The following is a 12,172-nucleotide window of genomic DNA, read 5'->3' as shown; positions in this document are numbered from 1 at the left end:
CCTCAGGCGAACAAACGGTCGGTGTTGATAAAGCCGCGCTCGTTTTCCGGGCGCGAAGTGCGGCAGTGTTCGGCGACGCTGGCGTCGGCGTTCATCCAGCTCAGCTTCAAGGGTTTCGGGGCGTATTCGGGGGACGGGTCCATCGGATGTTGCAGGGCGGTGAGCACCACCAGGGTGTCCATCGGCGCATACAACTCGATGTAGTCGCCGGCCTTCGAATTGCCCTCGACGAAGTGGAAACGCCCGGCCTCATCGACGTTCACGCGGCTGAACAGATTGAGGGTCATCAGCAGGTCGGACAGGCCCAGGCCCCACTTGCCGAGCTCCAACAGCAGGTTGTCGGTGCCGTTGCGAAAGAAGCCGTTGCGCAGTTCCTGGTAGCGGCCCTGGCCGTATTTTTCTGCGACCTCTTGCGCGCACAGCACACCGCCGAGGCTGTCGCTCCAGCCGCAGGTGTCGGCGGTGATCGCGGCGAGCACGCGGCCCATGTCCGAGTACAGGCAGTGGCCGGCGGTGAGCTTGGCGGTGTGTTGGCATTTGAGGCTGTCGGGCAGGTTCAGCCGCTCGGTTTTTTCATTGGCATTGAGCAAGGTCAGGCTGACATTGGCGCCACCGCGCAGGTCAGTCAGGCGCAGCAATTGGCCGCGCTTGAGCACGAATGAACGGTGGCCGCCGCCCGGCAGCAGTTCTTCAGCGAAGGGTGGGAAGAGTTGGATTGAATCAGTCATTGGAGCAGTCCTCTCAAGCAGTGCGAAGGGTGCCCGCCAGCGGCAGGGCCTCGACGGCGGCGCGCTGGGCGCGGCGGTCGCTGTTCAACGGGATGTCGTAAGTGATGCGAGCGCCATAGGCGCCGGGGGCGTGCGGGTCGAGGCGCACCTTGTCGAACACCAGCAGACGCGTGCCGAGGCTGAAGCCTTCGGACAGGTCGTGGGTGACCATGAACACCGTCAGTTGCGTCTCGCGCCACAGCTCCAGCAGCAGCGCGTGCATGTCTTTGCGAATGCCCGGATCGAGTGCGCCGAAGGGCTCGTCGAGCAGCAACACACGCGGCTTCATGATCAGCGCCTGGGCGATGGCCAATCGTTGCTGCATGCCTCCGGACAGCTGTGCCGGGTACTTGTCCAGCGGATGGCCGAGGCCGACTTTTGTCAGCAGGGCTGCAGCCTGCTCGCGAGCATCGCGTTTGGCGTTGCCGAACAGCCGGCCAAGCAAGGGCGCACGCGGCAATTCGAGACCGAGGGCGACGTTGTCGAGCACGCTCAGGTGCGGGAACACCGAGTAGCGCTGAAAGACCACGCCACGGCTGGCATCCGGCTCGCTGGCCAAGGGCTGGCCGTCGAGCAGAATCTCCCCGCGACTGGCGCTTTCCTGGCCGAGCAGCAGGCGCAGGAAGGTCGATTTGCCGCAACCGGAGGCGCCGACCAAGGTGCAGAATTCGCCTTCGTTGACGCTCAGGTTCAAGCCTTCCAGAACCACTTGATCGGCGTACTGCTGCCAGACGTTTTTCACCGTGATGAAGCTCATTTCGCCGCCCCCTCGTACCAGGGGAAAGCGCGCTGGGTCAGCTGTTTCAAGCCCCAGTCCATCAGCCAGGCGAGCAGGGTGATCCACACCACGTAGGGCAGGATCACGTCCATGGCGAGGTAGCGCCGCACCAGAAAGATCCGGTAGCCGAGGCCATCGGTGGAGGCGATCGCTTCGGCGGCAATCAGGAACAGCCACGCCGAACCGAGCATCAAGCGCAGCGAGATCAGCAAGCGCGGCAACAGCTGCGGCAAGACCACGCGCAGCATCAGCGTCCAGGTCGAGGCGCCGAGGGTCTGCGCCTTGATCAGCAGTTCGACTGGAATGTCACGGGCACGCTGTTCCAGATCCCGCGCCAGCGCCGGGGTGATGCCAATCACGATCAGCATGACTTTCGACAACTCGCCCAGGCCGAAGACGATGAACAGAATCGGCAGGATCGCCAGCGGCGGCACCATCGACAGCACCGTCAGCAACGGCGACAACGGCGCGCCGAACAGCGGCAGGGTGCCCGCCGCAATACCGAGGCAAAGACCCGCCAGCGCCGCGATGCCGAGGCCGATGGCCAAACGCCGCAGACTGGACGCAGTGTCTTGCCACAGCAGGTATTCACCGGTGCGGCTGTCGGCGTTGAAGGCCAGGCGTTTTACCGCGTCGCTCATCTGCACGGCGCTGGGCAGCAGTTTGTCGTTGGGGTTGTCCGCCAGGCGCTCGGCCGAGCCTGTGAAATAGGCGAACAGCACCAGCGCGAACGGCAGGATCACCAGCAACAGGCGACTCGGGCGATCAGGGTGGCGATTGATCAGGCGCATGGCCAAATCCTCCGTGGCTTACAGCTTGGCGTCGGCGGCCATCTGCACGTAAGTCGGATCGAAACGCAGCTTGAGATTGGCGGTGTCGCCGCTGGTCACGCCGTTGGCGAAGGACATGCCGACCGCGCTCGGGTCCTTCGCGCCTTCGCCGAGCAGGCCGTGCTCGAAGGAGAATTCGGCGACCTTGCGCATGGTGTCCGGCAGTTGTTTGCTGGTGGCGAAATTCAGCGCTTCGCTCGGCGTGGCGAACAGTTTTGTGGTGTCCAGTTGCGCCTGGAAGCCGGCGAGATCAGTACCCGAGGCCTTGGCCATGTGTTCCAGCGCAGCTTTGCTCGCGGCATTTTTCGCGTTCATCAAAGCGACCACTTCGAACCACGCCCCGGTCAGCGCTTTGCCCAGTGCCGGGTTGTCTTTGAGGGTGGCGCTGTTGACCACCATCATGTCCATGATCTCGCCGGGGATCTGGCTGGAATTGAACACTTCGGTGACGCCGGGTTTGGCCTTGATATCCGAGAGCATCGGGTTCCAGGTGGTCACGGCGTTGACGTCGTCGGTGTTGAACGCGGCGGCAATGTCGGCGTCGGAGGTGTTGACCACTTTCAGGTCTTTCTCGGTCAGGTCCACCGAGTCCAGCGCGCGAGCCAGCAGGTAATGCGAGACCGACAGCTCGACCAGATTGACGTCCATGCCTTTCAGATCAGCGACTTTTTTACCTTCGCCTTTGAGCACGATGCCGTCGTTGCCATTGGAGAAATCGCTGACGATCAACGCGGTGCTGTCGACGCCACCGGCAGCGGGAATGGTCAGTGCATCCATGTTGGTCATGGTGCAGCCGTCGAACTGGCCGGCGGTGTACTGGTTGATTGATTCGACGTAGTCGTTGAGCTGCACGACGTCGATCTTGATCCCGTATTTCTTCGCCCATTTGTCGACGATGCCCTGGCTGCCGGCGTATTCCCATGGCATCCAGCCGGCGTAGATCGTCCAGCACACGCTGAAGTGGTCTTTCTGGGCGGCGGAAGGCTGCGTGCTGATGAGCGCGGCGAAAGCGGCGGCGAGCAGGGCGGGGAAACGTAGTCGGATCATTGCGGATTCTCCAGTTGATCGAGGGCGGACAGGAAGGCAACGCGGCACCGCGAACGGTGGCTTGTCTCCCGGGCTTTTGTCCCGCCGTGTAACCTCAACTGGAGGTCGCCAACTCTCGGACCAGCCACTCGCGCTTGCGAGCCGGAACCCTAGTCAGCCATTGCAAATTGTGGTGCCGCGAACCTGTGATGACTCCTGCACGGGTTTGTTAAAGCGAGAGACGTGCCAAGTCGCGCCGAGGCCTCTGGGGCGGGGATCTGCTGGATTGTCGAGACGAGCGGGGCGATCGATAGCGCATCGTGGTGGTGCGCGGTTGCACCGTCATGCAGCGCGTTTAAGGTTCACTGGTCGCTGATTTTGCGGATAAACAAGATTTCATAATCACTTGTTTCAACTTGTTGCAGGAACGCACCAGATTCCGAAAACGCTGTCTGATTCTTCGACAGTCACGCAATTGCTGACGGTCGCCTGCCAGCGTCGCTGGTGTGGCCAACCCGCGGTCCAGGAGGCCGCCATGTATCGCCGAATCCTATTGCTTGCCGTGATGCTTTTTTCCCTTGGCGGATGCGTCCCTTATTCATACGGAGACAGCTACTACAGGTCAGAGGTCTACACATCACCCGCACCGGCCTATTACAGCGGTGGCGGCTCCTATTACCGCAGCGGCGGCACTTATTACACTCAGCCGCGCTACTACCAGCCAGCGCCGCGGTACTACCAGCAACCGCGTTATTATCAGGCGCCAAGGCACTATCAACCGGCCCCGCGTTATTACGAAAGCCGTCGCTGGCACGGCAATGATCGCGGACGCTGGGACGGCCACCGTCGCGGCGGTTGGGACAATGACCACCGCGGTCGCGGCAACTACGATCGTCACAGCGGTCGCCGTGACTACAACGGCCGTGGCAACCGCTGGTAAATCACCGCAACGAACAAGCGGCGCATCAAGCGCCGCTTTTTTTTGCCCGTCGAAAAGTCCTTTCGTTGGCCATCTCCTAGGACAATCCCGGAAGCGTCCTACAGTTTCATTTCGTGGTGTTTGTTAGCGTTCGTGGATGCCGAACGAGGCGAGCAATTCTCAGCTCGATAGCGGCGAAAAATGGACGTTTAGCGCTATGAAGCTTCTGGTTATTCACCAAAATTTTCCCGGTCAGTTCCGTCATGTGGTGCTGGCGGCGCTGGAGCGCGGTGATGAGGTTGTGGCGATAGGCCGGGACACGGCACCGGGCGTCGCCGGTGTGAACACCCATCGATATCGAGCGACGGGGCGAGCGCCCGGCAATATTCACCCGTATCTGATCCGCTACGAACAAGCAGTGATTGACGGGCACGAGGTTTTTGAAATTCTGGGCCGGCTGAAACGTTCGGGTTATCAGCCAGATGTAATTCTTGCTCATCCCGGATGGGGAGAAACGCTGTTCGCCAAGGACGTCTACCCCGATACGCCGCTTGTTCACTATTGCGAGTATTACTATCGAGCGCAGGGCGCCGATTGCGGGTTCGACCCTGAATTCCGCCGAGCCGCAAGGGAGTCGTCACGGCTACGCGTGCTCAACTCGCTGCATCTGTTGAATCTTCAACAATGTGATATCGCAATCGCGCCGACCCAGTGGCAGCGCAGCCTGTTTCCGGCCGCTTACCGGTCGGCGATTCGGGTCATCCATGAAGGTGTGGTTCAAAGTTATGACCTGGCGAAAGTCGGGGCAGTCAGATTGCCCAATGGAATCGAGCTCAAAGCCGGACAGCCGATCGTTACCTATATCGCCAGAAACCTTGAGCCTTATCGCGGCTTTCACAGTTTCATGCGAGCGATCCCGCTTGTTCAGGCCGAGTGCCCCGATGCGCAGATCATAGTGGTTGGCGGTGATGGTGTCAGTTATGGGAGTAAGCCGGTCGGGTACCCGGATTGGCGCAGCAGGATGGAGGCGGAGGTCAGTTTCGATCACTCCAGAGTGCATTTCACAGGGAAACTTCCTTACCAGACTTATCGAGCGGTTCTGCAGTGTTCGAAAGTTCATGTCTATTTGACGTATCCGTTTGTCTTGTCCTGGTCGTTACTGGAGGCGATGGCGTCCGGTTGTGTGGTTGTTGCGTCGGATACGGCTCCGGTAAGGGAAGTCATTGTCGAGGGGGCTAATGGCATATTGGTGGATTTCTTTGACCATCAAGAAATTGCCAGAAGTGTAAGCAAGGTTTTGAAGTCGGCAGGTGAGTACGATGGTCTTGCCAGCGCCGCGAAGTTGACGGCAGGTCGGTTCAGTGTGGAATCGGGCGTGAACCAATATTTTGAGGTTTTCGCAAGCGCGATAACCGGGCATAACGACATACCAACCGTTCCGCAGTTTGAGCGGGAGGTTTGAAATGTCCAGGAAGTCGCGTAAGCAGGCGATCAAGTGGTTTAAAAAGTTATTGAAGTATGGATTGTTCTTTTATGTCTGTTATTGCGTAGCGGAATTTTATATTCGCAAAGAACAATCGGCCGAGTCGGCGGCTATTCACCAGGCAAACGAGAAAGCTTGCCAGAACAAACTGGCGAGCATGCAGCAAGTGCCGATATTAGGCGGCGCCTATATAGATAAGACGCTGATTCCTGAGTTTTACGTTGGCATGCCTGAAATGGTGAACAAGAAAGCGTGTCTGGCGATTGCTCTGAAGGGGCTGTTCTGGTGGACCGGGACGGGGCTGCACCGGTACCAGGATCAGCGCATGGAACCGATCCCCGAAAGCTGGCGGCTTTATAAATTGAATGCCGGGCTTTTTACCAGAAAAGAAACCACCGAACCCCATGAGCGCGGTTATCGGCACGTCAACTGGCCGGATGAGTTGATTGTGAAACTAAAGAATTATCCGGGGCTGGAGATTTGGCTGGATGCACCTCCGCCGCATTTCAAGAATGAAGACTCGGTTAGAACGTTTGTCATTAGTGGCTGGCCGCGGCGAGATGGAACCCCTCGGTTGATCAACTGTGACGGTTTGATACGCCCGGCGGCGGAGGAAAAACTGACTGACGAGAAACTGGCAAGGTTCAGCAGAACTGAATTGGAAAATCTTGATTTCGGCAAACTGAATTTCTTCTGCAATATCAATCTGGATAACTTCGACTTTGCCGGGGGGCACGGTAGCGTAGGACTCGGATTAGCGTCATTACGCGAAGCACCTGAGATGCTCAAATATCTCAGTGACTATCTTTCACGCTCTGTTATTACAAGGAAGTAACAATGAGTTATGTGTTCAGCGATATGGAAAAATCCGAGATTTTCAACGCGGCAAATATTTGCAAAGGAATGAGGCTGCGCTCAAAACAACTTCAGTACAATGCACTGAAATTAGCAGGGGCAAGCTGCGCCCCCCTGTACCAAAAGCTGTTCGATATTATTGGTGAGAAAGTTTCTGACGTTGCAGCTGTCGATAAAGAGGCTGGAGAGGTGCTGAAAAGCGCCAGACTCTGGCTTGCCGTGGCCATTGATGCCAACGGTGGAAACGGTGCCTACTCTGCCCTGATTCGTGGTTACACCTCCCGCCAAGGTGAACTGAGACTGAATACAATTTTCAGTGAAGACCTGATGCAGCTTTCATCCAACCAGGTTGCCGTCAACTTCATCAATACCCTGATCAACGGATCCCTTGCCGGTCAACTGGCACCCTGGACTGTTCCGTCAATCAGCCAGATCGCAGAAATCGACGCCAGCGCGATTGGCGAGGCCCTGTTCAAGGAGGTTTGCGGGGAGGACGACACCGCCGTCAAGCGTAACGCCGGCTGGTCTGGAACGGTCGGTTTCAGCTTGTTAGGTGGAAAGCCTCCCTATGAAACCTGGCGGTTGATCTCCGCCGGTGATTCGAACGGGGAAGATGACGGACCACCCCTTCAGGCAAAACCCAACCGGCTCGACGACTATAAAAACATTCTCTTCGCCGTCGATTCCTACAGCGTCGGCCTGCGAGCGGCGATCAATAATTTCGGCATCAATCCACTGCAAAGTCTGCTTTCAGTGGTGCCGGAGCAAATCAATATCGCGCTGGCCAGTGGCAGTGTGAATCCGCTGATTCAACATGTAGTCAAAGGCACGCCTGTTGCCGCCGTGGTCGAGCTGATCTTGCGCTACGGCCAGAACGAATTTCTCGACATGTTCAAGCGCACGTACGATGGCGATTCTGCTGCCATACCCACCACCAACGACACCTTCGCCAGCAACGCTTACGCCTTCTTCTCGGCATTCTCCCCAGAGCAGTCGCAAAGCATCGTCACCCGGACAATAGGCGAGTTCGGCAATGCCAATGCATGGGCGAAACTGGCAGGCGAGGCGACGCCGCTCGGTGTGGCGTTGCGCAACTCTTTGCAGCAACTCAGTGAAGTCGTCATAGAACGAGCCGACGGTTATCCCGATCGCAACCTCGAGCTTTACGATCCGCACACTGGCGAAGGCTTTATCACCGCGCAGTGGCTGGCGGACCGTGCGCAGATGCTCGCCCGTTTGATTGCCCGAACCCAAGGCTCGTTCGCAGAACACTCGCTGCAGCAGTTTTCCTACTCCGATCTCGTCTCAGGCAAACAGGCGCCGATGACCACCGGTGTGTTGAACCCGCTGGCCCTGTTCGGTGATGACGGCGGGCGATCTTTCGCCGGCGGCGCTAATGCCGATCATCTGTATGGCGGCGAGGGCAATGACTCCATCGATGGGATGGCCGGTCACGATGTCATTGAAGGTGGTCGCGGCAATGACTCGCTAACCGGAGGTGACGGCAATGATGCGCTATACGCAATGGCCGGTGACGATGTTCTGCTCGGAGGAAAGGGTAACGATTCTTTGATCGGGGGCGAAGGCAACGACCGTTATGAATTCGCCAGCGGCGATGGCATCGACGAGATTCTTGATGCCAACGCCGATGGGCAACTGTGGATCAACGGCGCGCCGATTCCCCAACTCAAACGCTGCGCGCCTCTGAGCAATATCTGGTCTACCGAGGATCGGTCCATCACCCTGACGCTTGTTGAACACACCCTCAACATCAAATATGGCCAGAGCGATCTGGTGGTCATCAAGAACTTTCAGCCCGGGATGCTTGGCATCCGCCTCCCTGAATATGAGGGGCAGCCGCTCACTGCTGCGGATTTGACGCTTCAGGGCGACTGGAAAGCCAAAGACGCCGATCCCACTGTCCCCGGCGATCAGCCTTCCTTTGATGAGCTGGGCAACGTGGTGCTGCTGCCCAAGGTTAAACAGCGCAACAAGGCCGACGTACTTTACGGTTCCGCGGCAGACGACGTCATTCTCGGCCTGGGCGGTTCTGATCGATTGTTCGGCAAGGCTGGAGACGATCGGTTATTCGGCGACAAGCAGACGACGCTCGAAAAAGCTATGGCCGACGGTGACGCCAAGGGCAAGGCAAGCCGCGGAGACTGGCTCGACGGCGGGCAAGGTGACGATTTGCTTATCGGTACGGCATCCCGAGACGTTCTGCTCGGTGGCAATGACCGGGATACTTTGATCGGCGGTGCTGGCGACGATGTGTTATCCGGAGACGAAACCACCGGTGCGCTGGAACAAGGTTGGTCGGTCAAGCGCGCTGCCGTCACGATTGCTCGCGGTGTGACCAGTCACCGAGCGGTCTATTCAAAGGCCTCGATAAACAGTGCGCCCGAGGGCGGTAGTGACGTGCTGTATGGGCAGGGCGGCAAGGACATTATCAACGGCGGCTGGGGTGAGGACCTGCTTGACGGCGGAGCTGACGACGATTTTCTCAAAGGCGATCAAGGTAACGACACCCTGGCCGGTGGCAGCGGCAACGACGTGATGCTTGGTGACAACCTCGATTGGGGCGGTGGCCTGCCCAGCAGACACCATGGCAACGATGTGCTGGACGGCGGCAGTGGTGATGATTCACTCGGCGGTAACGGTGGCAGCGACGCTTTGTATGGCGGCCCTGGCAACGACATTTTGCAGGGTGATGACGGCGTACTGGATGGCGTCGAAGGCGATGCCGCGCATTTTTTTGGCGATGATCTGCTGGACGGTGGCTCCGGCGATGACACGCTCTGGGGCGGCGGTGGCGATGATTTGCTCTTCGGCGGCGAAGGTAATGACGATCTGATCGGCGACAGCCCTGAGCATCCGGTTCGCTATCACGGCAACGACTTTCTCGATGGCGGCGCGGGGGATGACACCCTGCGCGGCATGGGCGGCGCGGATACGCTGGCGGGTGGCGCAGGGGCGGATTTTCTCGATGGCGATGTGTCTGACCTGCAGCCGGGCGGAAGCAACAATGACGTGGTTCAGGGCGGCGAAGGAAACGATACGTTACAGGGTGGTTTCGGTGCCGACACGCTGGACGGCGGTACGGGTGACGACATTCTTGCCGGCGATTACGAAAACAGCGCTGAGGCCGAGCACAATGCCGATTATCTGCACGGTGGCTCAGGTAACGACACGTTGCTCGGAGGCGGTGGCAACGACACCCTGCTGGGCGGGGAAGGCACGGACTACCTTCGCGGCGATTCTGGCGACAACGTGTTTGATGGCGGTCCCGGTGCTGACGTGCTGGATGGCATGGATGGCGCCGACGTCTACTATTTCGGCGCTGGTGACGGCCTGGATATCGTCACCGATGCCGGCGGCCGCAACACCATCAGGTTCGGCGCGGGCTTTTGCGCGCAGAGCCTGAAAGCCGACATTATCGAAGTTACCGTCGGCACGGTATTGCGACTGGCCAATGGCACGGGCGACGCGATACTCATCAAGAATCACGAGAAGTGGAAGGATTCCACATTCAGTTTCAGCGACGGCGGGGTACTTGATTACGCAGATGTCCTGCGCAAAACACTGCCACCGATAGAGATGTCCGAGCCACCCGTACCGGAACCTGTCACCGCCCCGGCAACCCCTGAAAGCAAAGTTGAGGATCCGGTTCAGCCAGACGATGTCACCGCTGCGGCGCAAGGCCCGGTGGCATCTGTTCAAACGGTCAACTGGACCGATGAGTTCCTCGCGCAAACCAAGTCAAAACGCTCCGCCCGCAAACACGCCACAGGTTTTACCTTGAATGAGCAAGGCGTTTGGGTGCGCAGTCATGTCACCACCAGCGACACCGGTTACACCACTCACACCGAGCTGAGCGAGGACAGCGTCGACGCAGGAACACTGTCTGAAACGCCGCCATGGATGAAGGCTGATGGCGGGCAAGCCGTAGTCAGTGAAAGGCAGTCGGAAACCACAACCCGTGTCGAACATAAACCGGTGAAAGCCGAGGGAGCAATAGCCTTCTCAAGTCAGGCGCCTCGCTATTATCGATCCGGCTCGGCCAACGGGTTTTCATTCAACAAGGGCGAGGTATTGGTTGAAGACCGAAAGGAGTCCGGCGCGCTTGAAGGCTGGTACGTCTATCCGGCAGCAAGCTTCAGTTCGGGCGCAACAGTGCCCAAGGCGTTTCGCTGGGATGTCACAACTGAAACGATCAAACGCAAAGTCGTCCATGGCGACGATGCCGGCGGGCGAATCAACGTCGAAGTGGAAAACGTTTTCCACGGCGGCGCGGGAGACGATCTGATCGTCGCTTATGCAGGCTCCCCACTTGACTACGGCACTGTCGGCGACAGAACACCGGGCGCGTTTTTATCCGCCGGGGCAGGTGACGATACCTTGCTCGGTTCCGAAGGCGCCGACTATCTGCTCAGCGGTGCAGGGGAGGATTGGCTGTACGGCGAGGACGGCGCCGACACCTACATCGTGCAAGCGCACGCCGCAGCGACCACCACAATTGCGGACGTGCTCAACCCTGTTTTCCACCGAGCAGAAGTTGGCGTAGCGGGGTGGAAAGACGAGTACGGATTGATTGATCAGGACACGGTCGTCCTTCCAGCAGAAGCGAGGCGTGATGCACTGCAATTGAGCTGGGGTGCTGCGCTGATAGAGACCACCCATGTCAAGCTGGAACCCAACCCGAGTCGCGGGGCTTACCGCAACCCGCCGAGAGCGAAAATGCTTCATCCGACACTCGATATCCAATGGGGCGGGACGCAAAAAGTCCGCATCGTCTTGCCCCACAACGGTGAACTTGAGGGGGCCGGTATTGAGCTAGTAAAGTTTGCCGATGGGGCGGTCGCAAGTTTGAAGCAACTGCTGCAATCAAGTCAGCTGGGACCTGCGCCCGAGACTTTTCATACGGGTGTCATCGTCAACAATCCCAGCCGTTCAACCTCCCTGCGAGACGGACGAGCGCTGCCACTCGTGGGCGGTCGCGGCAACGACACCATAAGCGGCGCGGGAGAGATCCGAGGCATGCACGGGGATGACGTGCTCACGGGCAGCCCCGGTGATGATCTGCTGGTGGGTGGGCCGGGCAATGACACGCTGGCCGGCGGCGCTGGAAATGATATCTACCGATACGATGGCCTCGGCAGAGACGTGATCATCAACAACGGAGGCGGCCGGGACGGGATCGATTTTTCCGAACGCAGGCTGACGATCGACAACCTCAAGTTTCATCGTGAGCGCGATGATCTGGTGATTGTGGTGGATTACGGCATGGCGCCGAAAATCCGGGTTTCCAGTCATTTTGCCGCAGGTGAAAGCGCTATTGGCTTCATAAGAGTCAGCGAAGGAACAGCGACTCAAGACTACAGCGCAAGGCAAATTGCTGAACGTCTGCACCCGCTTCCGCCACTGAGGGATGTCGAGGATATTTTGCTAAAGGGCGACGATGAAGCGCAGCGGGCAATCAAGGAAATCATTGAGTTCTACGAACTGAATGTCTGA

General features: G+C 58.7%; 8 protein-coding genes and 1 riboswitch. Of the genes, 4 read left to right on the top strand and 4 right to left on the bottom strand.

The window, feature by feature from the left end; genetic code table 11:
- Nucleotides 1-2 precede the first annotated feature (2 nt).
- From ND528_RS15560 to ND528_RS15545, 4 genes are read right to left on the bottom strand one after another with little or no spacing between them, the layout of a single operon-like run.
- The gene (locus tag ND528_RS15560; protein ID WP_263470662.1) at nt 3-728 is read right to left on the bottom strand and encodes an urea amidolyase associated protein UAAP1; all 726 of its coding nucleotides are present in this window, start codon (nt 726-728) and stop codon (nt 3-5) included.
- 13 nt (nt 729-741) lie between these two features.
- Complete coding sequence (locus tag ND528_RS15555) at nt 742-1,524, bottom strand: ABC transporter ATP-binding protein (protein ID WP_263470661.1); 783 nt, start codon at nt 1,522-1,524, stop codon at nt 742-744.
- Nucleotides 1,521-2,336, bottom strand: coding sequence for an ABC transporter permease (locus tag ND528_RS15550; protein ID WP_024011982.1), 816 nt, complete (start codon nt 2,334-2,336; stop codon nt 1,521-1,523). Before ND528_RS15550 ends, ND528_RS15555 begins: the two co-directional genes overlap by 4 nt.
- Before the next feature lie 18 nt (nt 2,337-2,354).
- Nucleotides 2,355-3,422 carry a putative urea ABC transporter substrate-binding protein gene (locus ND528_RS15545; RefSeq protein ID WP_130910878.1) on the bottom strand — a complete coding sequence of 356 codons (1,068 nt, stop codon included), beginning with the start codon at nt 3,420-3,422 and terminating at the stop codon, nt 2,355-2,357.
- Between the two features lie 63 nt (nt 3,423-3,485).
- A riboswitch (guanidine-I (ykkC/yxkD leader) is annotated at nt 3,486-3,586 on the bottom strand.
- 350 nt (nt 3,587-3,936) lie between these two features.
- On the opposite strand from ND528_RS15545, the gene ND528_RS15540 reads away from it, so the two are divergent.
- The 4 genes from ND528_RS15540 to ND528_RS15525 all read left to right on the top strand — a co-directional run bounded on the left by ND528_RS15540 (nt 3,937) and on the right by ND528_RS15525 (nt 12,172).
- On the top strand, nt 3,937-4,341 hold the full coding sequence (locus ND528_RS15540) for a hypothetical protein (RefSeq protein WP_130910879.1): 405 nt from the start codon (nt 3,937-3,939) through the stop codon (nt 4,339-4,341).
- 196 nt (nt 4,342-4,537) lie between these two features.
- On the top strand, nt 4,538-5,782 hold the full coding sequence (locus ND528_RS15535) for a glycosyltransferase family 4 protein (RefSeq protein ID WP_263470660.1): 1,245 nt from the start codon (nt 4,538-4,540) through the stop codon (nt 5,780-5,782).
- A gap of 1 nt (nt 5,783) precedes the next feature.
- A complete protein-coding gene (locus ND528_RS15530) occupies nt 5,784-6,638 on the top strand; it encodes a hypothetical protein (protein ID WP_263470659.1) in 855 nt (284 codons plus the stop codon).
- Nucleotides 6,639-6,640: 2 nt separating this feature from the next.
- Nucleotides 6,641-12,172 carry a calcium-binding protein gene (locus ND528_RS15525; protein WP_263470658.1) on the top strand — a complete coding sequence of 1,844 codons (5,532 nt, stop codon included), beginning with the start codon at nt 6,641-6,643 and terminating at the stop codon, nt 12,170-12,172.

The sequence above is a fragment of the Pseudomonas mercuritolerans genome (assembly GCF_025706525.1).
Lineage (GTDB): Bacteria > Pseudomonadota > Gammaproteobacteria > Pseudomonadales > Pseudomonadaceae > Aquipseudomonas > Aquipseudomonas mercuritolerans.
This window is presented reverse-complemented; position numbering and strand designations above follow the sequence as displayed.